The following is a 24,270-nucleotide window of genomic DNA, read 5'->3' as shown; positions in this document are numbered from 1 at the left end:
GTGCCGGCCTAGGTGTTCTGCGGGAAGCCGAGGTTGATGCCGCCGTGCGTGGCGGGGTCGAGCCAGCGGCTCGTAATCGCCTTCTCCCGCGTGAAGAAGTCGAAGCCGTGCACGCCGTACGCCTTCGCGTCGCCGAACAGGGACTGCTTCCAGCCGCCGAAGGAGTGGTAGGCCACCGGAACGGGGATCGGCACGTTGATGCCGATCATCCCCACCTGCACCTCGTTCTGGAAGCGCCGGGCGGCGCCGCCGTCGTTGGTGAAGATCGCCGTGCCGTTGCCGAACTGGCCCGAGTTGATGAGCTCGACCCCCTCGGCGAAGGTCTTCACCCGGACGACGGAGAGCACGGGCCCGAAGATCTCCTCCTGATAGGCGCGGGAGGTGGTGGGGATCTCGTCGATCAGGGTGGGGCCGAAGAAGAAGCCCTCCTCGTGGCCCTCGACCGTGAAGCCGCGGCCGTCGACGACGATCTTCGCGCCGTCCGCCTCGGCGATGTCGACGTAGGAGGACACCTTGTCGCGGTGCACGTCGGTGATCAGGGGTCCCATGTCGGGCTCGCCCTGGTCGTCGCCGGCACCGTTGCCGATGCGGAGGCCCTTGATGCGGTCCGCGATCTTGGTGATCAGCTCGTCCGCGACGGGCTCGACGGCGAGGACGACGGAGATCGCCATGCAGCGCTCCCCCGCCGCGCCGTAGCCGGCATTCACGGCCTGGTCGGCGACGAGGTCGAGGTCGGCGTCGGGGAGGACCAGCATGTGGTTCTTCGCCCCGCCGAGGGCCTGCACGCGCTTGCCGTTCCGGGACGCCGTCTCGTAAATGTACTGGGCGATCGGGGTGGAGCCCACGAACGAGATCGACTGGACGATCGGGGAGTTGAGGAGCCCGTCGACCGCGAGCTTGTCGCCCTGCAGCACGGTGAAGACGCCGTCGGGAAGACCGGCCTCCTTCCACAGCTCCGCGAGCCACATCGACGCGGACGGGTCCTTCTCGCTCGGCTTCACGATGACCGCGTTGCCGGCGGCGATCGCGATCGGGAAGAACCACATCGGCACCATCGCCGGGAAGTTGAACGGGGAGATGATCCCCACGACACCCAGCGGCTGCTTCAGCGAGTAGACGTCGATGCCGGTGGAGGCGTTCTCGCTGAAGGCGCCCTTGATCAGGTGTGGGAAGCCGGTGGCCAGCTCCACGACCTCCTGGCCGCGCAGGATCTCGCCCATCGCGTCCGAGACGACCTTGCCGTGCTCCGCGGTGATGATCTCCGCGAGCTCCTTCTTCCTCGCGTTGAGCAGCTCGCGGAAGGCGAACATCACGGTCTGCCGCCTCGCCATCGACAGTCGCGACCACACCTCGAAGCCGCGCTGCGCCGAGAGGATCGCCTCGTCGATCTCGGCCTGATCGGCGAGGGCGACCTCGGCGCGGACGGCGCCGGTGGCGGGGTTGTAGACCGGGGCGGTGCGGCCGCTCGACGAGGCGCGCACGGCGCCGTCGATCCAGTGCGAGATCACGCGGACGCCGTCCGCGGGAGCCTCGGCGTGCGAGGCGGTTTCGATGGTGCTCATGGTGTTCTTCCTCCGAAGGTGGTGCGAAAGCTCGGGTGCGGCTGGGGGAACCGGTCGGCTAGAGGCCGGTGTGGACGAGACCGGCCGCGATGTCCACGGCTGCGGCGACGTCGTCGTCGGGTGGGTAGAGAAGGGTGCGGCCGACGGTGAGACCGCGGACGCCGGGGAGGGCGAGGGCGTTCTGCCAGGCCGCGAAGGTCTCGTCGGGATCGGCGCCGGAGTCGCCGCCGAGGAGCAGCGTCGGCATCGTCGTGGCGGCCATCACGCGCTCCATCTCCGGCACGACGGGCAGCTTCATCCAGGTGTAGGCGCTCGACGCGCCCAGGCCGGACGCGATGGCGACGGAGAGGATGACGGCGTCCGTCGACAGGTCGTTGACCACGCGGCCGTCCACCCACCGGCTCATGAAGGGCTCGAGCATGATCGGGAGCCCCGCGGCCGACGCCTCGGTCACGGCCGCGGCCGTCGCGGTGAGGGTCGGTGCCGTCGCGCGGTCGTCGAGGTTCACGCGCAGGAGCGTCTTGGCGAAGTCGATGCCGGCGTCGACCATGCTCCTCACGTCGTAGCCGGTGAAGCGGTCGTCCATCTCGAAGGAAGCGCCGCGCAGCCCGCCGCGGTTCATCGAGCCGACGATGATCTTGTCGTGCAGCAGGCCGAGGGCCGCGAGATCGTCGATGATGTCGGGCGTGCCGAGGACGCCGTCCACCCCGGGCCGGCTGAGCGCGGTGGCGAGCCGGTCGAGGAGGTCGTAGCGGTCCGCCATGGCAGTGGGGTTGGCGCCCACGGCGAGCGCTCCCCGCGCCGGGTGGTCGGCCGCGACGATGAACAGCCGGCCGTCGCCGCGCAGGACCTCGCGCCGCCTGCGGTCAAGCAGCGTCGCCCGGATGGTCGCGGGCTCGGTCGCCCGGATCTCGCGCAGGCGCTCGAACCGGGCGGGGCTGAGAAATCGCTCGGGCATCAGCGCCCTCCTTCGGTGAGGATGCCGGCCACCTCGGACTCGGTCGGCATGGCGGTGGAGCACTCGCGCCGCGAGGCGACGATCGCGCCGGCGACGTTGGCGAAGCGGAGGATGCGCTCGAGGTCCCAGCCCTCGAGCAGGCCGTGGCAGAGCGCGCCGCCGAAGGCGTCGCCCGCGCCGAGCCCGTTGACGACGTCGACGAAGTACGGCGGGACCTCGACGGTCTCGGTGCGGGTCCTGGCCAGCACGCCCTTCGGTCCCTGCTTCACGATGGCGAGGCTGACCCCGCGCTCGAGCAGCGCGTCGGCCGCGCGGAGCGGCTCGACCTCCCCGACGGCGACCTCACACTCCTCGCGATTCCCCACCGCGACCGTGGCGTGCTCGAGTGCCGCGGAGACCTGCACGGCTGCCTCGGCCGGGTCCGCCCAGAACATCGGGCGGTAGTCGAGGTCGAACACGGTGTACGGGGTGCGACCGCGGGCCTCGAGGGCCGTGAAGTGCGCCGATCGGCTGGGCTCCTGGCTGAGCCCCGTTGCGGTGAACCAGAAGATGCGGGCCGCGCGCACGGCGTCGAGGTCGAGCTCCGAGGGCTCGACGTTGAGGTCGGGCGCCTTCGGCTCGCGGTAGAAGTAGAGCGGGAAGTCGTCCGGCGGGAAGATCTCGCAGAACGTGATGGGCGTCTTCAGCGTCGGGTCGACGGGCACGAAGCGGTTGTCGACGCCGAGCCGGTCGAGCTCCCGAAGCAGGTAGCGGCCGAAGGGGTCGTCGCCCACGCGGGCGATGAGGGCGGAGCGGCGACCGTAACGCGCGGCGGCGACCGAGACGTTGGCCGCGCTGCCGCCGAGGTACTTGCCGAAGGTGTCGACGTCCTCGAGGCCGACGGCGTCCTGCAGGGGGTAGATGTCCACGCCCAGCCGGCCGATCGCCAGGACATCGAAGGGGGAAGAGGCAGTCATACTCCGCTGTACAACTCTCTGCGGCAGGAACGCCGCGTCGGTGGTCTTTGTCCTAACAATAACACAAGGACCGTGCGGCGCAAGAAGCTCGCCGTGCCATCGGGAGGACCACCGTCCCGATCGCCGCCGCGTCTTCGCGACTAGCGGCGCCGGGCGAGGATCAGCCCGTCCCAGCCCTTGATGCCCACGGTCTGGATCGCCGTGGCATCGAGGTCCGGGTGGGCGACGATGTCGTCGACGAGGCGCCGCACGCCCTCGACGCGCGGGTCCCCCGTGTCCGCCCGCACGACCGCGCCCTGGCGGACGACGTTGTCGATCACGAGGACCGCGCCCGATCGGGTGAGCTGCAGCGCGGCCGCGAGGTACACCGGATTGCTCGGCTTGTCGGCGTCGATGAAGACGAGGTCGAACGGCTCCGCGCCCTCGTCGATGAGCCGCTGGGCGGACGCGGCGGCAGCCCCCACGACGACGTCCACCCGATCGGCGACCCCGGCGCGCTCCAGGTTGCGGCGGGCCACGGCGGCGTTCGTCTCCTCGAGCTCGAAGGTCACCACGCGCCCGTCCGCCCCCACCGCGCGCGCGCACCAGAGCGTGGAGTAGCCGGCCAGGGTGCCGAACTCGAGCACGCGCCGGGCCCCGGCGATCTGGGCGAGGAGCCCGAGGAACGCGCCCTGATTCGGTGCCACCTCCGCGTTGGGCATGGTCGTCTCGCTGCCCGAGTCGCGGGCGGCGATCAGCGCGGCATCCTCGCGCACGAGCGCCTCGGTGAAGTACTCGTCGACGGCGCGCCACGCGGGCTCCGACGGGTAGCGGTTGACCGGGGTCCCCTGCTCGGAGCGTTCCTCGCCCCGGCCGTCCGCTGCGACTGCGCTCATGCGCGCCATCCTGGCACGGCCCGTGCTCCCCTGCTGAGCCCGGACCGCCCGCCCGCCGCGGGCGGCCGCCTCACCCGCACGGGGAGGGGGACTACCGTGGACATCCCCTGAACCACCGCCCCAGGAGCTCCCATGGCTGCCAGCCGCAATCCTCTCGACGACCTGCGCGAGACCATCAGCCATCTGGCCGAGCAGCTGAAGCTGCCCGGCTCCGAGCGGGTGGACGACCTTGTGGGCGACCTCTTCGGCGGCCGCCCCGGTCCCGCCCGGCCGCTCGCCGAGGTGCAGGCCGAGCTCGACTCGCTGGTCGGCCTCGAGACCGTGAAGGAGCAGGTGCGGGCGCTCGTCGCCATGCTGCAGGTGCAGGCCCGCCGCAAGGCGCACGGCCTGCCGGAGGTCGCGACCTCGCAGCACCTGGTGTTCCTCGGGAACCCGGGCACGGGCAAGACCACGGTCGCCCGGCTCCTGGCCGAGATGTACCGCGCGGTCGGGCTGCTGCAGAAGGGCCATCTGGTCGAGGTTGACCGGTCCGGCCTGGTGGGGCAGTACGTCGGTGCGACTGCGCTCAAGACCGACCGCGTGATCCGCAAGGCCCTCGACGGCGTCCTCTTCATCGACGAGGCGTACGCCCTCAACCCGGAGGACGGCCGGATGGACTTCGGCCCGGAGGCGATCGAGGTGCTGCTCAAGCGCATGGAGGATCACCGGCACCGGCTCGTGGTGATCGTGGCCGGCTACCCCCGCCTGATGGAGGCGTTCCTGCTCTCCAACCCGGGCCTGCGCTCCCGCTTCGCGCGCGAGATCACGTTCCCCGACTACTCCGTCGACGCGCTCGAGGCGATCTTCAACCAGATGGTCGCCCAGCACCAGTACACGCTGGAGCCCGGCGCCGAGCAGACGCTGCGCCGCATCCTCTCCGGCCTGCACGCCGGGGAGGACTCCGGCAACGCGCGCTTCGCCCGGACGCTGTTCGAGCAGGCGCTCAACCGGCAGGCCCTGAGGCTGTCGCGGGACGAGCACCGCAGCCTTGACGCGCTCGACCGCGATGACGTGATGACGCTGACCGGTGACGACCTGCTCGAGGCCGCGCGCGCCCTCGGCGAGGGCCCGAAGCCCGAGACCGAGCCGTCGCGCTGGTGGCGCTGGATGAGCTGAGCCGACTCGGCGGGCTCGGGATCTCCCCGGCAACGCGAGGCCCTGTTCCGGCCGCACCACACCCACGGGTTCTGACGAAAGTCAAGCCCTCCGAGCGGTCCGCTCCCACGCCCTAGTGTGGGTTTCACAGCCCGGGGGATTCAGTACGACGTCCAGCCGCATCGATGCCGTCGCCGGATGATCGTCTCCACGCTGCCGCACACGCATCGCGTCTCTTCCGCCCCTTCCGGGACTCCCCTCCCCCACCCGAGAACGCCGCTCCCCCTTCTACGGAGATACTGACTCTTTTGGCACTCACCCGCCCCCTGTTCGGCCGCGAGCAGCGCCCCGCTTCCGGTCTTCGCGCGCGCCTCCGACGCGTGTCCGACGCTCCCACGGCTCCTGCGGTGCACGCAGTGCCCGAGACCTCCGCAGCGGCCGATGCCACCACGTGCCCCCGGTGCGTCGTCCCGCTCTCGGCTGCCGGCCCGAGCGACAGGCCGTACTGGGTGTGCCCGCAGTGCGAGGGCGTCAAGACGCACTGATCTCGGCCACCCGCACGGGACGAGCCCACGCGGGAAGGATGGGTGCTGGTCACGGCGCCCCCCGGCGCCCACCAGCCCTCCGGAGTGATCCAGAGGTGGTTGAGCGCCGGAACCGGTTGCTCCCCCGTGCGAACGTCCCCCGAACGCCTGCATCCTCACGATAGGTGACCGCGCCGCCGAGCACAGTCGGCGCTTACGGGGACAACCGCGGGACGCGCCGCTCAGGCCGTGCCGCGCTGACGCCGGTGGCGGTACCCCCGCACGGCGGTGACGTAGGCCGACTTCGGATAGTGCCGCGGGTCCCGCTCGGGTCCGGCCGGGAACTCGAACAGGTCGACCATCACCTGCAGGGGGTAGTCGATCCGCTGCTCGACGGTCCGCACGAGGCGCCCGTCGATCCAGAAGCGCACGCCGCGGAAGTCCCACTCGGCGCCGTAGGTGTGCGGCTGGGTGGCGTCGATGGGCAGCACGACGTCCTCGACATCGGTGCGCAGGCGCGGATCGTTGATGGCCTTCACCCCGAGGCGCACGCGGGAATGACCTGGCCCGATCGCGTGGCCGAACAGCTCGGCGACGCAGATCTCGCCCGAGTCCTCCGGCGAGGACTCCTCGAGGCCGACCAGCCAGATCGCGAGCATGCAGGTCGGGTCCGCGGTCGCCTGCAGGGTCGCCTCGACGAGCCCCCCGGCCGGCGTGTACAGGCGGCGCGTCGGCACCTCGGTCCGCACCGTCATGCCCGGCGCGTGGCGGTGGGTGCCGATGCCCGACCCGAGCGGCCCGGAGAACACCCCCGTCTGGAGGTTGGAGACCCGCAGCTCCCCGTCCTCGTCGCGCCACGCGGGCTGGTCCGCGTCGATGCGCAGCCGGAGTCCCGACTCGCCGAGGTCGTAGCGCGCCACCGACCGCTCCGGCGTCGTCCACTGCGGCAGGTAGTGGTCGACCCAGCGGCTGCCGTCGAGCGCCGGCTGATCGAACCGGTCCTCGAACTCGAGCTCGAAGCGGCTCCGCTCGAGCTCGCCAGGCGCCGTCTCGTTCGCGGACATGCGTTCCTCCCTCGGCCCCGGCTTCGTCCGGGCCGGCACAAGCATGCACGGGAAGCGGCGCAGGGGGGAAGAATGAGGAGCGTTCTCCTGCGCGTCCGCGACGGCGGACACCCTGCCACGCATTGGAGACACCGAGCCATGAACCCCACCGGGACCCTTCGCGCCGCCCGCGACATCCTGTTGCAGCACCGCACCGACGCGGCCGCCGCCACGGAGGACTTCCGCTGGCCCGACGTCGGCCCGCACTTCAACTGGGCCGTCGACTGGTTCGACGAGATCGCGATCGGGAATGAGAAGACCGCCCTCTGGATCGTCGAGGAGGACGGCACCGAGACCACGGTGTCCTTCGACCGCATGCGCTGGCGCTCGGACGAGGTCGCGGCCTGGCTGCACTCGACCGGCGTCGAGCAGGGCGACCACGTGATGCTCATGCTCGGCAACCGGGTGGAGCTGTGGGAGTCGATGCTCGCCATCATGAAGCTCGGCGCGGTCATCCTGCCCACCACGACCCTCCTGTCCCCGTCCGACCTCGCCGACCGCCTCGACCGGGGCGAGGTCGCCCACGTGATCGCCGACGCCACCGAGACCGCGAAGTTCGAGGGCCTGACGGGCGACTTCGGCCGCATCGCCGTGGGCGGGCACGTCGACGGCTGGCTCGATTACGACGACTCGCTCGAGGCGGTGGGCATCAGCCCCACGGTGGTCGTCGGGAGCACGGATCCCTGCCTCATCTACTTCACCTCGGGCACGACGTCCAAGCCGAAGATGGTCGTACACACCCACGAGTCCTACCCAGTGGGCCACCTGAGCACGATGTACTGGCTCGGCGTGCGGCCCGGCGACGTGCACATGGCGATCAGCTCGCCCGGCTGGGGGAAGCACGCCTGGAGCTGCTTCTTCGCCCCGTGGAACGCGGAGGCGACCGTCTTCGTCTACAACTACTCCCGGTTCTCGCCCGCGGCCCTGCGGCACCAGCTCGACCGGGCCGGCGTGAACACGTTCTGCGCGCCGCCGACCGTGTGGCGCATGCTCATCCAGTCCGACCTGGGCGCGAAGCCGCGCGCGCTGACCGAGATCCTGTCGGCCGGCGAGCCGCTCAACCCCGAGGTCATCGCGACGGTCGAGCGCGACTGGGGCCTGACCATCCGCGACGGCTACGGGCAGACCGAGACCACGGCGATCATCGCCAACCCTCCGGGCAGCACCATCGTGCCCGGAGCCATGGGCAGGCCGCTCCCCGGCGTCGCCATCGCCATCGTGGACCCGGTCACGGGCGAGCCCGCCTCCTCCGGCGAGATCTGCCTCGCCCTCTCGGTGGAGCCCGTGAACCTCATGTCGGGCTACCTCGGCGACGAGGAGCGCACCGACCGCGCCCGCGCCGACGGCTACTTCCACACGGGCGACGTCGCGGTGCGTGCCGACGACGGCACCATCACCTTCGTCGGTCGCACGGACGACGTCTTCAAGTCCTCCGACTTCAAAATCTCGCCGTTCGAGGTCGAGAGCGTGCTCCTGCAGCACCCCGCCGTCGCCGAGTCGGCGGTCGTGCCCGCCCCGGATGCGACCCGCCACAACATCGTGAAGGCGTACGTCACGCTCGCCGAGGGCTGGGAGCCCACGGCCGAGACCGCGGCCGCCATCTTCGACCACACCCGGTCCCTCCTCTCGGCGTTCGAGCGGGTGCGCCGCATCGAGTTCTTCCCGCTGCCGAAGACCATCTCGGGCAAGATCCGCCGGGTCGAGCTGCGGGAGCGCGAGGAGGAGGCGTACCGCCGGGGCGAGGAGATCCCGACGGAGTGGCGCAGCGACCGGCTGTAGCCGCGCCGGGCAGTCCACCGGCACGACACATGGCGTTAACGGGGCCTGCCTACGGTGGGAGCACCGTCCACCACCATGAAGAAGGATGCCTGTGCTGCACTCTGTCTCCCCGCCCTTCCGCTCCGGGCGCGGCGCCGTCGCCTGTGTCGCCGCGGCGTCGCTCGCCCTGGCCGCCGTTCCGGCATCCGCCGCCTTCGCGGCGCCGCCTACCGGCCCGTTCATCTCCGAGCTGCACTACGACAACGCCGGCACCGACATCGGCGAGTTCGTCGAGGTGCAGATCCCCGCGGGTGGCACCTCGGCCGGGCTCTCAGTCGTGCTCTACAACGGCAGCAACGGCGCCGTCTATGACACGGACGCCCTGCCCCTCGTCACGGCTCCGGCCGACGCTCCCGCCGTCGCGGTCGTCGACTACGCGGGGACGCTGCAGAACGGCTCCCCTGACGCAATCGCGCTCGTCGGCGCGGACGGCGCCGTGATCGAGTTCCTCTCCTACGAGGGCCCGCTCACCGCGACCGCCGGCCCGGCCGCCGGCCGCACCAGCACGGACATCGGCGTGTCCGAGGCGGGCACCGAGCCCGCCGGCCAGTCCCTCTCGCGCACCTACAGCGCCGCCGCGGACGCCCTCGTGTGGAGCGGCCCGGCCGCCGCAACCCGGGGTGCCGTCAACGCCGGCGCCGTCGCAGAGCCGGACCCCGACCCGGTCGCGGTCTGCGACGTGCCGGTCACCCACGAGATCGGCGCCGTGCAGGGAGCCGGGGCCGAAACCCCGCTCGCCGGCCGCCAGGTCACCGTGCGGGGCATCGTGGTCGGCGACACCCCGGGCCTCGACGGCTTCTCCCTGCAGGACCAAGACGGCGACGGATCCGCCGCGACGTCCGACGGCATCTTCGTCTTCAGCGACGCGGCCGTGGACCTCGGTGACTCGGTCGCCGTCACCGGCGAGGCCCAGGAGTACTTCGGGCAGACCCAGATCAGCTCGCGCTCGAGCGTCGAGGTCTGTGCCGACGGCACCCCCGCGGACCTCCCCGAGGCCGCCCCGCTCGACCTCCCGGCCGACGACGCGGCCCGCGAGGCGCTCGAGGGCATGCTCGTCGCCCCGGTCGACGCGCTGACCGTGAGCGAGGTCTTCGACCTCACCAGCTACGGCGAGCTGACCCTCTCCGAGGGCGGCGTGCTCGTGCAGCCGACCGAGCTCGCCCGCCCGGGCGCCGGGGCCGAGGCCATCGAGGCGGCGAACACCGCCCGGCGCATCGTGCTCGACGACGCCCTCAGCAGCCGCGTGACCACCACGACCCGCCCGTACCTCTCCCCCACCACCCCGGTGCGCGTGGGAGACGTGCTCGACTTCACGGAGCCGATCGTGCTCGGCTACGGCTTCGACCAGTGGCGCCTGCAGCCCGCGGACGGCACCGCCGACGGCGTGTTCGCCGCGCAGAATACGCGCACGGCGACCCCGGACGAGGTGGGCGGCGACCTGAAGATCGGCGCGTTCAACGTGCTGAACTACTTCGTCACCCTCACCGGCTCCGACGCCCGCGGCGCGACCACACCCGCCGCATTCGAGCGTCAGGCGGGGAAGATCGTCCCCGCGATCGAGGCGCTCGACGCCGACGTCGTGACCCTGATGGAGATCGAGGACACGGACTCCACCGGGTACGCGCCGGGCAACGCGGATGCGGCGCTCGCGGACCTCGTCCGCCGGCTCAATGCGGCGGCCGGCTACGACAGGTGGAGCTACGTGCCGCTTCCGCAGGAGCTGTACGCGGTCGACCGCGACGTCATCCGCAACGCGATCATCTACCAGAACGGCGTCGTGCAGCCGGTGGGCGACTCCGTCGCGCTCGTGGACGAGACCGTCTGGTACAACGCCCGCGAGCCCCTCGCGCAGAGCTTCGTGAAGGACGGCGACCTCGTCACCGTCGTCGCGAACCACTTCAAGTCGAAGAGCGCGGGAGCGGCCACCGGTGACAACGTCGACTCGGGCGACGGCCAGGGCGCCTGGAACGGCGACCGGGTGCGTCAGGCGGAGTCGCTCGCCGGCTTCATCGGCACCCTCCGCGAGACGACCGGCGACCCCGACGTCGTCGCGCTGGGCGACTTCAACGCCTACACGCGGGAGGACCCGATCGAGAAGCTCCGCGGCGCGGGCCTCGTCGACCTCGGCACCGCGTTCGACGAGGGCCGGTACAGCTACGTCTTCGACGACGCGTCCGGCTCGCTCGACCACGCGCTCGCCACGGCGGAGCTGACCGCCAAGGTGACCGACCTCACGCACTGGAACATCAACGCGGTCGAGTCGTTCGCCTACCAGTACACGGGCGACCCCGCCCTGTACGCGCCCAACCCGTACCGCTCCAGCGACCACGACCCGCTGGTGTTCGGCATCGACCTCGACGAGCGCTGCGCCGGGCTCGTGCCGACGATCGTCGGCACGACGGGCGACGACGTGCTCACCGGCACGAGCGGCAACGACGTGATTATGGGCCTGGGCGGAAACGACACGATCGTGGGCGGCAACGGCGACGATGTGATCTGCGGCGGCGCGGGGAACGATCGCATCAGCGGGGCGAACGGAGCGGACACGCTGCTCGGCGGCTTCGGCGACGACGTGCTCGACGGCGGCAACGGCGACGACCGCCTGATCGGCGGCCCGGGCGAGGACCGTCTCCTCCAGGGCAAGGGCGCGGGCGTGGAGCAGCAGGAGGGCGCGGAGTCCTGATCCGCTGAGGGACTCACCTGTGAAGGGCCCCTTCCCCCACCGCACCCGTGGGGGAAGGGGCCCTTCGGCGTTCCCGGTGCGGCCCGCCGCTTCCGTCCGTCAGGAACGGGAGGTGGAGAGCACGTGCAGATCGAGCTCGTCACTCAGCACCTCCGCGCCCACCGCGCCGCGGGCGCTCGTGCCCTGCGGGTCGAGGGGAGGACTGTGCACGGCGGCGCCGAGCAGCTGCGGCGCGGACAGCACGATCGCGCCCGAGACGCTCGACTTCGCCGGCACCCCGACGCGACGGAACCACGTTCCCGATCCGTCGTACACGCCGCAGGTGGCCATGACCGACATCACGTCCCGCGCGATGTCCTCGGACACGGCGCGCCGGCCGGTCATCGGGTTGACGCCACCGAAGGCCAGCGTCGCTCCCATCACGGCGAGCTGCTTGGTCGTCACGAGCACCGAACAGCTTCTCGCGTACCCGGCCACCGCGTCGTCGACGGGGATCTGCAGGGTGCCCTCCGAGCGCATCAGGTGCGCCAGGGCGTGGTTGCGGTCGCCGTGCTTCTGCTCGGACTCCACGACGGAGTCGTCAATCCGCAGGTCCTGGCCCGCGAACAGGCCGAGCCCGTCGAGGATGCGCTGGGCGCGCTCCTCGATGGAGGACCCGCGCACGAAGCTTGCGGTGAGCAGCGCGCCGGCGTTGACCATGGGGTTGGGCGCCCGCCCGGATCCGCTCTCGAGCCGGATGGCATCGAAGGCCTCGCCTGTGGGCTCGATGCCGACGGCGTCATGCACGCGGTCGGCATCGTCGGCGAGCGCCAGCGCGTAGACGAACGGCTTCACGGCCGACTGGATTGAGTACTCGACGTCGGTGTCTTCCGAGGACAGCACCTGGCCGTCCCGGAGCGCGAGCGCGATGCCGCACACCCCGGGGTCCGCGTTCGCGAGCTCGGGGATGCTCTCATTCACCTTTCCCTCGTCGCGCTCCAGCAGGCGGAGGCGCAGCGCATCGAGGTCGAGTCGGGAGGCGGCGTCGGCGATATCGGTCATGGCTCCAGCCTTCCAGAGGCCGCGGCCGCGGGCCTGGCCTCGCCGCGGGCCCAGCCACCCGTTAGAGTGGCGCGCTCTCAAGGGGCGGGGCCGGACAGGACCGGTAGGCCCCCCGGACGGCGCTGAGGGCGGGCGTATCCTCGACCGATGGGCGTGCGGAACTACCTCGTCGAGGGCCTCTCCGGCACGGGCAAGACCACGGTCGCCGAGGAACTGCAGCGCCGCGGCTACCACGTCGTGCACGGCGACCGGGAGCTGGCCTATCAGGGCGACCCGGTGTCCGGCGAGCCGCGGGAGGATCACGCGCACGAGCACCACATCTGGCCCGTCGAGAGGGTGCGCGCCCTGTGTGCCGACGGCAGCACGCCGGAGACGTTCTTCTGCGGCGGCTCTCGCAACGTCACGTCCTTCCTCGACCTGTTCGACGCCGTCTTCGTGCTCGAGGTCGACCTCGACACCCTGAACCGACGGCTCGACGCGCGCCCGGACGAGGAGTGGGGCGGCGGACGGCCGACCGAGCGCGAGCGCATCGTGCGGTGGCACGAGAGCGGGGAGGACGTCCCGCCGGGCGGCATCCCCATCGATTCCACGGCGCCGATCGGCCGGGTCGTCGACGAGATCATCCGGCACGTGCGCGCCATCGGCTAGCGGCCGCCCGGCCGTCAGCCCGTGGCGTTCCGGCTGTCTACGCCGACCGAGATCCAGCGGGCGAGCTCGTCCTCGCCCCGGATCAGGTCCGACGGCACGGTGAGCCAGCCCGGACCCATCGGGCGGTCCTTTCCCATGAACGCCGGTTGCCCGCCGCGCTGGAGCAGGGCGTCGTACTCCGCGGGATCGGTGCGGACGAGCAGGTCGCCGTCCCGGCCCGCGGCGACCGCCAGCCGCTCGTCGACCAGGAACGACAGCCCGCCGAACATGCGCACCTCGCGCACGCTGCCGTGCCGGGCTATCACCTCGCGAACCCGCTGGGCGAGGGCGTCGCGCGGGCTCAGGTCGTCCGCGGTCATCGATCTGCTCCTCGCTCCGTCGCTCGTGTAGTGCAGGCGGCGGGTCAGGCCTGGGCCGGTTGCCCGTTGCTCGCCATCGTGCCGCCGTCCACCGGCAGCACCACCCCGGTGATGAAGCGCGCGTCGTCACTGGCGAGGAAGAGGATGGCGGCGGCGACCTCCTCGGGCAGCCCACCGCGACCGAGGGCGATGCGCTTCGCGAACTCGTCGTCGAGCTCGTGCGGTTCGCCGTCCTCGGTGGTGAGGTCGGTCCAGATGAACCCGGGCGCGACGGCGTTCACCCGCACGCCGTCCGCGCCGTGGTCGAGGGCGACGGCGCGGGTGAAGTTGCTGACCCCGCCCTTGGCCGCGTTGTAGGCGCTCATCCGCCAGTCCCCGGCCAGCCCGGAGACCGAGGAGACGTTAACGATGTTCCCCTTCGCCTCCAGCAGGGCGCCGAGCGCGGCCTTCGTGCCGTAGAACACGCCGGAGAGGTCGGTCTCGATCACCCGATGCCAGTCCTCGACGCTCGTGTCCTGCACGGTGCCCTGCGTGATGGTGCCCGCGTTGTTGACGAGCACGTCGAGGCGGCCGAAGCGCTCGAGGGTGTCCGTCACCATGGCTGACACCTGCTCGAAGTCGGAGGAGTCCGCCGGGATGGCGACGGCGCGCCCCTCGGGCAGGGATGCCACCACGTCGTCGATCTTGTCCGCCACCGAGTCGGTGAGTACCACCGTCGCGCCCTCCGCGACGAGCGCCGCGCGGTCGCCTCCCCGATGCCCGACCCCGCGCCCGTCACGATGACGACCCTGCCCTCGAACCGCTGCTCCATGTGCTCTCCATCCGTCCTGTCGATCGTGCTCCCGCCTGCGGCGTTCCACAACGTCGGGGCTGGGGAACAGGAGCCGGATGCGGAAGGCACGGTGAGCGAAGGCACAGGCGGGGCGTGTCATCCTGACGCGGGGCTGGGCCGGCTTCTCCGGTCGCCTCGCTGCGCCGCCACCCGCGGCAGTCACTCCACTACCGACCGGAATCGAGATCCCCGCCGTGACCCCCACCATCCTCGTCGCAGGCGCCACCGGCGACCTCGGCGGCCGCATCGTGCGCGAGCTCCTCCTCCGGAACGCCCGCGTGCGGGTCCTGACCCGTCCCGGCAGCGACGCCGCCCGGAAGCAGTACGGCACGGAGAGCGGGGTCGAGATCGTGGAGGCGGTGTACACCGACCGCGACGCCCTCGCGTCGGCGATGGCCGGCGTCGAGACGGTCGTGTCCGCGGTCAGCGGCACTCGCCCCGTGATCGTGGACGCGCAGCGGGCCCTCCTCGCCGCCGCCGTCGGCGCGGGCGTCGCCCGGTTCGTCCCGTCGGACTACTCCTCGGACTACCGCCGGATCGCCATCGGCAGCAACCGGAACTTCGAGCTCCGCCGCGAGTTCGCGGCCGCGCTCGACGCCGCGCCCATCCGTGCCACCTCCATCCTCAACGGCGCCTTCACCGACATGCTCACCGGCGAGGCGCCCATGATCTCGTTCACCGGGCGGCGGGTGCTCTACTGGTCCTCCCCCGACCAGATCCTCGACTTCACGACCAAGGACGACGTCGCGAGCGTCACCGCCGAGGTCGCCCTCGACCGGGACGCCCCGCGCGTGGTCGAGGTCGCCGGCGACCGGGTCTCGGCCCGCGATGTCGCCCGCATCCTGACCGAGCTGACCGGAACTCCCTTCCGGCTGCAGTGGGCCGGCACGACCGGCTCGCTCTCCGCGATGAGCCGGGTGATGCGGCGCCTCTCGAAGGACGACGGCACGCCGTTCCCCGCCTGGCAGGGGATGCAGTACTTCGTGAGCATGTTCAGCGGGCAGGCGCAGCTGCGGCACGTGAACAACGCCCGCTACGGCGACCGGGACTGGACAACGGTCACCGACGTCCTCGCCGCGCACCTGGCCCGGACGGCGGGCACCCCGGCCCCGGACACCGCGGAAGCGGCCGCCGCGTAACGCCCTTCCGCCGCACGCCTCGTCATCGGCCGGCCGGCGGACAGGATGGGGTTAGGGTGCCCGGAGGGTCGATGACGGGTGCGGCTCGGGGAGGCGAAAGTCATGGACACACGGGTCGTCATCATCGGCGGAGGAGTGTCGGGCCTGAATGCCGCACGTCTGCTCTCAGCCGCGAACATCCCGGTCGCATTGCTGGACGCACGGGATCTGCTGGGGGGACGCGTCCTGACGGACGACGGCACGGGCTCCCCCGGCGAGGACGGCTACGACCTCGGCCCCTCCTGGGTGTGGCCCCGATTGCAGCCCGCGATTGCCGCACTCATAGCGGATCTGGGCCTCGCCACATTTCCGCAGAGCAGTGACGGCGACGTCATCTTCGAGCGCATGTCCCGCGAGTCCGCGCAGCGCTATTCGGGCGCCCAGCGGGAGCCGGAGTCGATGCGACTCGCCGGAGGATCGAGCGCGCTCGTCCGGGCACTGACCGCGGCCGTGCCCACCGGCAGCATCCGCCTGGGCTGCCGCGTGGTCGGACTCGCCCTGCTCGAGGACGGCGTGCGGGTGACCTACCGCGATGAGTCGACAGCCGATCGACACATCGACGCCGAATTCGTGGTCGCCGCCGTGCCGCCTCGACTGCTCCACGCGTCCGTTGCCCTCTCTCCCGCATTGGAGGCGGAGACGACCGAGCTCTGGCGGAGGACCCCCACGTGGATGGGGAACCAGGCGAAGTTCTTCGCCCTCTACGACACACCGTTCTGGCGGGACGCCGGATTGTCGGGAACCGCGCAAAGCATGGTCGGCCCCATGCTCGAGATGCACGACGCCACCACCTCGTCAGGGAGGCCGGCTCTCTTCGGCTTCCTGGGGATGAGCCCGGGTCAACGGCGGCTTATGGGTGATGACGCGCTAACGGCCGCCTGCCTCGCGCAGTTCGAGCGCATCTTCGGTCCGCAGGCCGGAGCGCCGACGTCCACGCTCATCAAGGACTGGGCCGCGGATCCACTCACCGCCACGGATGACGACGAAGTTTCCAGCGGCCATCCAATGCCCGCACCCTCCTGGGTGCACGGCCCGTGGTCGAGGCGGCTCCTTCTAGCGGGCAGCGAGGTCAGCCCGACCGAGGCGGGTTACCTTGCCGGCGCCGTCGAAGCCTCGACGCTCGCCGCCGCCGACCTGCGTCGGCGCCTCAAGGCGCGGCAACGCCCCTGACCGGCCTCCCTGCGCGCCTGCCACGGATTTGTCTACGTTTAGCGCGCCAGCGGCGCCGTCGTGGCGGCCGTGAGCCGGACCAGGTCCGCGGGCGCCAGCCCGACGTCGAGGCCGCGCCGGCCGCCCGAGACGTAGACGACGTCGAAGGCGAGCGCCGAGTCGTCGACGACGGTGGCCAGCCGCTGCTTCTGCCCGAGGGGCGAGATGCCGCCGACGACGTACCCGGTTGCCCGTTCGGCGGCGGGCGGATCGGCCAGCGCCGCCCGCTTGCCGCCCACCGCCCGGGCGAGCGCCTTGAGGTCCAGCTGGCGGTCGACGGGGACGATGGCGACGGTGAGCGCGCCGTCGACGTCCGCGACGAGCGTCTTGAACACCCGCGCTGGGTCGAGGCCGAGGGCTTCGGCGGCCTCCATGCCGAAGCTCAGGCCCGCCGTCGCGTTGTGGTCGTAGGGGTGCAGGGTGTGCGGGACGCCCTCGCGCTCGAGCAGGGCGAGGGCGGGGGTACCTGCGGATGCGCGAGCGGACTTCTTGGCCACGGATCGCATTCTGCCGCATGGCCGGCCCCTGCTCTGCGGCGGCAGCGGACTGGCGGGCACGGCCCGGTGGCGGTTCGCGTCGTTCCTCATCACCGGAGCCGCCGCGCGTCGGCTCGCGACAGCCCGGCGGACCGGGTAGGGATGAGGAACGACGTGTGCCGCACATCCGCCGCCCCGTCGCTCCTCGGATCCACACAACCCGGCCTTCCGGCATGCCGCCGGCGGCCGCGAAGGGACAACCGCCATGACCGCCCTTCTCCCCCGCCCGAACTCGCTGACCCGCGGATCGGGTGAGTACCCGCTCGACGCGTCGACGCGCGTCACGGCGCCAGATGAGCTCGCCGGGGTGGCCGCCTGGCTCGTCGGCGCCCTGCGCCCCGCGACCGGGCTTCCCCTCCGCGAGGGGAACGGCGACGGCAGCGGCATCACGCTCACCCTGTCGAGCGAGCTCGACCCGGAGGGATACCGCCTGGAGAGCAGCCCCGCCGGCGTCCGCATCGAGGGCGGGGATGAGTCCGGCGCGTTCTACGGCGCGCAGGTGCTGCTGCAGCTGCTCCCGCCCGCGGTGTACCGGAAGGCGCTCGTCGGGGGCGTCCGCTGGGCGGTGCCCTCGGTCACCATCGAGGACTCGCCCCGGTTCGCCTGGCGCGGCGTGATGCTCGACGTCGCCCGGCACTTCCTGCCCAAGCACGACGTGCTGCGCTTCCTCGACCTGATGGCGATGCACCGGTTCAACACCCTGCACCTGCATCTCACCGAGGACCAGGGCTGGCGCATCGAGATCAAGCGTTACCCCCGGCTCACCGAGGTCGGGTCCTGGCGACGCGAGACGCAAGTGGGCGGCGCGCCCGACTCCCCGACCGACGGACGCCCGCACGGCGGCTTCTACACGCAGGACGACATCCGCGAGATCGTCGCCTACGCGTCCGCCCGGGCCATCACCGTCGTGCCCGAGATCGACGTGCCCGGCCACTCCCAGGCGGCGATAGCCGCCTATCCCGAGCTCGGCGTGAGCGGCGAACCCCTCGAGGTGTTCACGCGATTCGGCATCAACTACAACGTGCTCAACACGGAGGAGTCGACCGTCCAGTTCTATCTGGACGTGTTCGACGAGGTGATGGACCTGTTTCCGAGCCCGTTCATCGGCGTGGGCGGCGACGAGTGCCCGAAGGAGCAGTGGGCGGCCGACGCGCGCACCCAGGAGCTCATGCGCGAGCGCGGCCTCGCCGACGAGGAGGAGCTGCAGACCTGGTTCATCCGCCGGCTCGACGACCACATCTCCGCCCGCGGCCGCCGCCTCTACGGCTGGGACGAGATCCTCGAGGGCGAGCTGGCGCCGAGCGCCACGGTGGCGTCGTGGCGGGGCATGACCGGCGCGCGGGTCGCTCTCCGCCGCGGCCACGACGTCGTGGCGTGCCCGGACGACGTCGTGTACCTCGACTACCGGCAGTCGGAGCTGCCCGACGAGCCCATCCCGGTGAGCATCTCGCTGACCCTGGAGGACGTCTACGCCTTCGACCCGGTGCCCGCGGGCATCACCGAGGAGGAGGCGACGCACGTGCTCGGCGGCCAGGCGAACATCTGGACCGAGCACATGGACAACCCGCGCACCATCGACTACTTCGCGTTCCCACGCCTGTGCGCCGTGGCCGAGGCGCTCTGGTCGAGCGGCGAGCGCTCGTTCGCCGCGTTCACCGAGCGCCTGGATCCGCACCTCGCCCGCCTCGACGCCGTCGGCGTGGAGTACCGCCACGCGGACGGGCCGCGGCCCTGGCAGACGCGACCCGGCATCCTGGGCCGCCCCGCGACGCGCGAGGAGCGTGCCGTCCACATGGCGGAGCTTGTCGCCAACATCGCGAGGTGATCGACGCGGGTCTCGGGTTCGACTGCGGCCGGCTCGCGCGCTGACGCTCAGCTCCCGCGCGACGGCCGCGTCAGAGACGGCGGCTCAGGCTGCCTTCGCCGGCTGGTTCTTGCTGCTCTTCTTGCCGCTCTTCTTGGTCCCCAGCTCGGCCGCGATGTCCGGCACGTACCGGGACCGCTCGCGCGGGGGCCGCTCGTAGTCGGTAGCGTCCGGCCGATCCGGGATGGTCACGTCCTCCGGGTCGAGCCGCTCGTAAGGAACGGCGCTGAGGAGGTGGCTGATCGCGTTGAGGCGCGCGGCGCGCTTGTCGTCGCTCTCGATGGTCCACCAGGGCGCCTCGTCGATATCCGTGACGGCGAACATGTCGTCCTTCGCCCGCGAGTACTCCTCCCAGCGCACGATCGACTCCAGGTCGGTGGGCGACAGCTTCCACCGCCGCATGGGGTCGTTCAGCCGCGACGCGAACCGGGCCTGCTGCTCCTCGTCGGAGACGGAGAACCAGTACTTGATCACGAGGATGCCGTCCTCCACGAGCAGCCGCTCCACGGTCGGCGTCTGGCGCAGGAACCGCTGGTACTCCTCCTCCGATGAGTACCCCATCACCCGCTCGACGCCGGCCCGGTTGTACCAGGAGCGGTCCATCAGCACGATCTCCCCGGCGGTGGGCAGCCGCTCGAGGTAGCGCTGGTAGTACCACTGGCCGCGCTCGCGCTCGGTGGGCTGCGGCAACGCGACCACCCGGGCGTGCCGCGGGTTCAGGTACTGCATGACGCGCTTGATCGCCCCGCCCTTGCCCGCCGCGTCGCGCCCCTCGAAGATGACCAGCACCCGGGCGCCGACGGAGGTCACCCACTGCTGCATCTCCACGAGCTCGATCTGCAGCCGCTTCAGCTCCGCCTCGTAGAGGTCCTTCGGCACGCGGTTGCCCGCCGACTTCGTGCGGTTCTTCTTCGACATGTGGGTTCCCAACGTTGCCCCGATCCTAGGCCGCGCTCCCGCGACCTGAGCCGCGCCGCGTCCTCAGCACGCTGGCGGGCGGTCGGTCGGTTGGTTGGTGAATGCGAGCACGGCCACCGTGCCCGGTGCCGCGCCAAGGTCGCGCTGGTCCGGTGTCAACCCCCGCGCCCGCGCAAACCGTGCGACGTTGACTGAGTTCACGACCACCGTGGCTCGCCGAAGGGGATCTGATGAGCAGCACAACGACGCCCGTTTCCACCGACACCGACACCGATACCGCCGCCTACATCGCCACCGACGCGGGGAACGACTCCGGAACCGAGCGCCTCGACGCCTTTCTGCGCGAGAACTACGACACGATCCTCGAGCAGCTGAGTGCCTGGGTGCGCATCCCCTCGATCGCCGCTCAGCCCGAGCACGCCGTCGACGTCGCGCGATCAGCCCACTGGCTGGCGGGTGCGCTGCGGGAGCTCGGCGTCAGCATGGAGCTGATCGAGACGGGTGACGCCGTCGCCGTGTTCGGCGAGCTGAAGGCCGCGAGCGCCGACGCGCCGACCGTGCTGATCTACAGCCATCACGACGTGCGCCACGCCAAGCCGGAGGAGTGGGTGGAGACGAGCCCGTTCGAGCCGGTGCTGCGGGACGGCCGCCTCTACGGACGCGGCGCGTCCGACGCGAAGGGCCAGATCATGGCGCACCTCTGGGGACTCCGCGCGCACCAGCTCGCCACCGGGTCGGAGGCACCGGCGGTGAACCTGAAGTTCCTCATCGAGGGCGAAGAGGAGATGGGCTCCCCGCACTTCGAGGAACTGCTCGCCGAGCAGCCCGACAGGTTCGCCTGCGACGTCATCGTGTTCTCCGACACCCTGCAGTGGAAGGAGGGCCAGCCGGCGCTCGTCACCTCGATGCGCGGCATGGTCAGCGCCACCCTGAGCATCTCGGGACCGAAGCGCGACGTGCACAGCGGCGCCGTGTCGGGGCTGAGCCCGAACCCGATCCACGTGCTCGTCGACGTGCTGAGCCGCCTACACGAGGAGGACGGGCGGATCGCGCTCCCCGGCTTCTACGACGACGTCGAGGAGATCACCGAGGAGCGCGCGGAGGAGCTGGCCGCCCTCACCTTCGACGACGAGACGTGGATCGAGAGGACCGAGACCCGGAGCATCAGCGGCGAGGAGGGCTACACGAGCACGGAGCGGCTCTGGGCCCGGCCGTCGCTCGAGGTCCTCTCGGTGCTGGCGGGCGACCCGGAGGGGATCCCGCGCGCGGTGATCCCGTCGCAGGCGAAAGCGGAATTCAACATTCGCACCGTCCCCGGGCAGCGCGTCGCCGCGGTCGCCGAGCAGATCCGCGCGTACTTTGCAGAGGCGATGCCCGACGGCGTCGACTACACGCTCGAGGTCGCGGAGGAGAGCGGTCAGGAGCCGTACGTCACTCCGGACGGCGAGGAGCTGCAGGCGCTGGAACGAGCCGCGACCCGGAGCCACGGCGGGCCGGTGTCGGGACGCATGGGCAACGCCGGCGGCGGTCCGGCCGAGCTGCTCGGACGGGTGCTGGAGGCGCCCGTGATCTTCGTCGGCACGGGCCTGCCGGAGGACCACTGGCACGCCAGTGACGAGAGCATCGAGGTCGACATGCTGCTCCGAAGCGCCGTGACGATCGCGCACCTGTGGTCCGAGCTCGGGGAGCTTCCCCCGGCCGAGGACGGCGCGCGATGACCGGTGCCGCCGCTCCCCCGCGGCGGCGCGTGCGCACCGTCGGCGTCGAGGAGGAGTTGCTTCTCGTCGACGCCGCGACCATGCATCCGACCCCGGCGGCCGGGACGATCCTGGAGGGGCTCCAGTCCACCGGCGTCGCCCGCGACATGCTGGGGCCCGCACTCGAGCTCGAGGTGAAGCACGAGCAGATCGAGGTCGTCAGCCCGCCGCGGGAGACCGCGGAGGAGCTGCTCGCCACCATCCTCGAGGGGCGGCGCCAGGCGGATGCCGCGGCCCGGGCCGTCGGCGCCCGGGCGGTCGCGCTCGCCACCGGGACGCTCCCCTGCGACCCCCACCTCGTGCCGGCGCCGCGCTACCGCCGGATGCAGGAGCGCTTCGGGCTCACGTTCGACGAGCAGCTGACCTGCGGCTTCCACGTGCACGTGGCGGTCGACTCCGACGAGGAGGGCGTCGGAGTCCTCGACCGCATCCGGCCCTGGCTGCCGGTGCTGCTCGCACTGAGCGCCAACTCGCCTTTCTGGCGCGGGACCGACACCGGCTTCGCAAGCTACCGGTATCAGGCCTGGAGCCGCTGGCCCTCCGTCGGGTCCTACGACGTGTTCGGCTCGGCGGAGGCGTACTTCGCGCAGAGCGCCGCGATCCTCGATGCCGACGTCTCGTTCGACACCGGGATGCTCTACTTCGACGCCCGCCTGTCCCGGCACGCGCCGACGGTGGAGACGCGCATCGCGGACGTCTGCCTGCGCCCGGCCGACGCCGCCGTCCTTGCCGTGCTGGTCCGCGCGCTCGTGGACACCGCCGCGTGCGAGTGGGCCGCCGGTTCGCCGCCGGATCCCGTGCCGACGACCCTGCTGCGCCTCGCGTCGTGGCGGGCGAGCAAGTCCGGCCTCGGCGACACGCTTCTTCACCCGCGCACGATGAAGCCGGTCCCCGCCGCGGCGGCCGTGCTCGCGCTTCTCGACCACGTGCACGGCCACTTCACCAGCATGGAGGAGCACGCGCTCGCGCTGGCCGGCGTGGGGTCGATCCTCCGCACCGGAACGGGCGCCGCCCGTCAGCGGGCGGTGATGGCCGAGCGCGGCGACTGCCGCCAGGTGGTCGCCGCCGCGATCGAGGAGACGACGGCGGAGTAGTTCCGGCGGCATCCGGTCAACCGACGACAGCGGCCGCGGCACGCTCTCGCGCCCTGAGTAGGGTCGGATCATGGACTACCGCTATCTCGGAAACACAGGCCTGCAGGTCTCCACGATGAGCCTCGGAACGATGGGCTTCGGAGGCTCGGGCTGGGCAAGCGCCGTCGGGCAGATCGACGTCGACGGCGCCCGCCGGCAGATCGACATCGCCCAGGCCGCGGGCGTGAACCTCATCGACACCGCCGACGTGTACTCGGACGGCGCATCCGAGGAAATCCTCGGGCAGGCCCTCGGCTCGAAGCGCGACCAGATGCTCATCGCGACGAAGGTGCGCGGCGGCATGGGCGACGGGCCGAACGACGCGGGGCTCTCCCGCCACCACATTGTCCGCGCCGCCGAGGACAGCCTGCGGCGCCTCGGCACCGACTACATCGACCTCTACCAGCTTCACGGCTGGGACGGCCGCACCCCCCTCGAGGAGACGCTCTCCGCGCTCGACGACCTCGTCCGCTCCGGCAAGGTCCGCTACATCGGCGCCTCCAACTACTCCGGCTGGCACCTGATGAAGGCGCTGTGGTCGTCCGACAAGAACGGCACCGAGCGCTTCGCCAGCCAGCAGATCTACTACTCGCTGCAGTCGCGCGACGCGGAGAACGAGCTCGTGCCGATCACGCTCGACCAGGGCCTCGGGATCCTCGTCTGGAGCCCGCTGGCCGGCGGACTGCTGACCGGCAAGTACCGCCGCGGCCAGGATGCCCCGGAGGGCTCGCGCCGCTTCGAGGGCTGGAGCGAGCCGCCCATCTACGACGAGGACCGCCTCTACAACACCATCGAGGTGCTCGTCGAGATCGCCGAGCAGCGGGGCGCATCCGCGACCCAGGTCGGCCTGGCCTGGACCCTCGCGCAGCCCGGCATCACTTCCACGATCGTCGGAGCCCGCACCGAGGAGCAGCTCACCGACAGCCTCGGCGCCGCCGAGGTCACGCTGACCGACGAGGAGATTGCCCGCCTCGACGCGGCGAGCGCGACCCCGCTCGCGTACCCCTACTGGCACCAGCGCAACACGGGCGACGGCCGCGCGAGCGCGGCGGACCTGAGCCTGCTGGGGCGCCACCCGAAGTGATCAGCGCTCGTCGCCCCTGACCGACGCGTTCCGCCCCGGCCCGATCACTCGGGCCGGGGCGGTCGCGCATCCACGCGGGTCATCCTGCTTCGCGTTCG

General features: G+C 71.6%; 20 protein-coding genes. 10 read left to right on the top strand and 10 right to left on the bottom strand.

The features are described from left to right. Positions 1-8: 8 nt before the first annotated feature. The 4 genes from DAI20_RS07820 to DAI20_RS07805 form a co-directional block, all read right to left on the bottom strand. Entirely contained in the window at positions 9-1,562 is a 1,554-nt protein-coding gene (locus DAI20_RS07820) for a CoA-acylating methylmalonate-semialdehyde dehydrogenase (RefSeq protein ID WP_108250024.1), read from the bottom strand. A gap of 58 nt (positions 1,563-1,620) precedes the next feature. Next, positions 1,621-2,520 carry a class I fructose-bisphosphate aldolase gene (locus DAI20_RS07815; protein ID WP_168927680.1) on the bottom strand — a complete coding sequence of 300 codons (900 nt, stop codon included), beginning with the start codon at positions 2,518-2,520 and terminating at the stop codon, positions 1,621-1,623. Next, positions 2,520-3,476, bottom strand: a complete 957-nt coding sequence (gene iolC, locus DAI20_RS07810; protein ID WP_108250023.1) for a 5-dehydro-2-deoxygluconokinase — start codon at positions 3,474-3,476, stop codon at positions 2,520-2,522. Before iolC ends, DAI20_RS07815 begins: the two co-directional genes overlap by 1 nt. A gap of 140 nt (positions 3,477-3,616) precedes the next feature. Further along, positions 3,617-4,351, bottom strand: a complete 735-nt coding sequence (locus tag DAI20_RS07805) for an O-methyltransferase (RefSeq protein WP_108250022.1) — start codon at positions 4,349-4,351, stop codon at positions 3,617-3,619. A 132-nt stretch (positions 4,352-4,483) separates the two neighbouring features. Here DAI20_RS07805 and DAI20_RS07800 point away from each other — a divergent pair, with 132 nt between their 5' ends. Further along, positions 4,484-5,506 (top strand): AAA family ATPase, encoded by a 1,023-nt coding sequence (locus tag DAI20_RS07800; protein ID WP_108250021.1) that lies wholly within the window; start codon positions 4,484-4,486, stop codon positions 5,504-5,506. Positions 5,507-6,251: 745 nt separating this feature from the next. Here the strand turns inward: DAI20_RS07800 and DAI20_RS07795 are convergent. Further along, on the bottom strand, positions 6,252-7,073 hold the full coding sequence (locus tag DAI20_RS07795) for a glycoside hydrolase family 16 protein (protein WP_108250020.1): 822 nt from the start codon (positions 7,071-7,073) through the stop codon (positions 6,252-6,254). 138 nt (positions 7,074-7,211) lie between these two features. Between DAI20_RS07795 and DAI20_RS07790 the strand changes: the two genes are divergently transcribed. After that, a complete protein-coding gene (locus DAI20_RS07790; RefSeq protein WP_108250019.1) occupies positions 7,212-8,891 on the top strand; it encodes an AMP-binding protein in 1,680 nt (559 codons plus the stop codon). Between the two features lie 91 nt (positions 8,892-8,982). Continuing rightward, positions 8,983-11,613, top strand: a complete 2,631-nt coding sequence (locus DAI20_RS07785; protein ID WP_205781390.1) for an ExeM/NucH family extracellular endonuclease — start codon at positions 8,983-8,985, stop codon at positions 11,611-11,613. Positions 11,614-11,712: 99 nt separating this feature from the next. Here the strand turns inward: DAI20_RS07785 and glsA are convergent, their stop codons facing one another. Then, a complete protein-coding gene (gene glsA, locus DAI20_RS07780) occupies positions 11,713-12,654 on the bottom strand; it encodes a glutaminase A (protein ID WP_108250017.1) in 942 nt (313 codons plus the stop codon). A gap of 147 nt (positions 12,655-12,801) precedes the next feature. On the opposite strand from glsA, the gene DAI20_RS07775 reads away from it, so the two are divergent. Then, complete coding sequence (locus DAI20_RS07775) at positions 12,802-13,302, top strand: AAA family ATPase (RefSeq protein WP_108250016.1); 501 nt, start codon at positions 12,802-12,804, stop codon at positions 13,300-13,302. Positions 13,303-13,316: 14 nt separating this feature from the next. Here DAI20_RS07775 and DAI20_RS07770 read toward each other — a convergent pair whose 3' ends face one another. Then, positions 13,317-13,661, bottom strand: coding sequence for a TfoX/Sxy family protein (locus DAI20_RS07770; RefSeq protein ID WP_108250015.1), 345 nt, complete (start codon positions 13,659-13,661; stop codon positions 13,317-13,319). A gap of 44 nt (positions 13,662-13,705) precedes the next feature. Then, positions 13,706-14,374 carry a meso-2,3-butanediol dehydrogenase gene (gene budC / locus DAI20_RS07765; protein WP_240605967.1) on the bottom strand — a complete coding sequence of 223 codons (669 nt, stop codon included), beginning with the start codon at positions 14,372-14,374 and terminating at the stop codon, positions 13,706-13,708. 313 nt (positions 14,375-14,687) lie between these two features. On the opposite strand from budC, the gene DAI20_RS07760 reads away from it, so the two are divergent. Together DAI20_RS07760 and DAI20_RS07755 are read left to right on the top strand one after the other, a co-directional pair. Then, positions 14,688-15,632: an NmrA family NAD(P)-binding protein gene (locus DAI20_RS07760; protein WP_108250014.1), complete on the top strand. Its 945-nt coding sequence runs from the start codon at positions 14,688-14,690 to the stop codon at positions 15,630-15,632. A gap of 102 nt (positions 15,633-15,734) precedes the next feature. Beyond that, a complete protein-coding gene (locus DAI20_RS07755) occupies positions 15,735-16,841 on the top strand; it encodes a flavin monoamine oxidase family protein (RefSeq protein WP_108250564.1) in 1,107 nt (368 codons plus the stop codon). 38 nt (positions 16,842-16,879) lie between these two features. On the opposite strand, the gene ybaK is transcribed toward DAI20_RS07755, so the two are convergent. Next, complete coding sequence (gene ybaK, locus DAI20_RS07750) at positions 16,880-17,386, bottom strand: Cys-tRNA(Pro) deacylase (protein ID WP_168927679.1); 507 nt, start codon at positions 17,384-17,386, stop codon at positions 16,880-16,882. Between the two features lie 235 nt (positions 17,387-17,621). Between ybaK and DAI20_RS07745 the strand changes: the two genes are divergently transcribed. Continuing rightward, positions 17,622-19,241, top strand: coding sequence for a beta-N-acetylhexosaminidase (locus DAI20_RS07745; RefSeq protein ID WP_108250012.1), 1,620 nt, complete (start codon positions 17,622-17,624; stop codon positions 19,239-19,241). Between the two features lie 84 nt (positions 19,242-19,325). On the opposite strand, the gene ppk2 is transcribed toward DAI20_RS07745, so the two are convergent. Then, on the bottom strand, positions 19,326-20,198 hold the full coding sequence (ppk2, locus tag DAI20_RS07740; RefSeq protein WP_108250011.1) for a polyphosphate kinase 2: 873 nt from the start codon (positions 20,196-20,198) through the stop codon (positions 19,326-19,328). Between the two features lie 230 nt (positions 20,199-20,428). On the opposite strand from ppk2, the gene DAI20_RS07735 reads away from it, so the two are divergent. From DAI20_RS07735 to DAI20_RS07725, 3 genes are all read left to right on the top strand, one after another. After that, positions 20,429-21,916, top strand: coding sequence for a M20/M25/M40 family metallo-hydrolase (locus DAI20_RS07735; protein WP_108250010.1), 1,488 nt, complete (start codon positions 20,429-20,431; stop codon positions 21,914-21,916). Then, a complete protein-coding gene (locus DAI20_RS07730; protein WP_205781389.1) occupies positions 21,913-23,049 on the top strand; it encodes a glutamate--cysteine ligase in 1,137 nt (378 codons plus the stop codon). The genes DAI20_RS07735 and DAI20_RS07730 overlap by 4 nt, the downstream gene beginning before the upstream one ends. 70 nt (positions 23,050-23,119) lie before the next feature. Next, complete coding sequence (locus tag DAI20_RS07725) at positions 23,120-24,172, top strand: aldo/keto reductase (protein WP_108250009.1); 1,053 nt, start codon at positions 23,120-23,122, stop codon at positions 24,170-24,172. The last annotated feature ends 98 nt before the right edge of the window (positions 24,173-24,270 follow it).

It is taken from the genome of Planctomonas deserti (genome assembly GCF_003067705.1).
In the GTDB taxonomy this organism is placed as follows: Bacteria; Actinomycetota; Actinomycetes; order Actinomycetales; family Microbacteriaceae; genus Planctomonas; species Planctomonas deserti.
The sequence above is the reverse complement of the archived record's forward strand: the minus strand, read 5'-3'. Positions and strand labels throughout refer to the sequence as shown.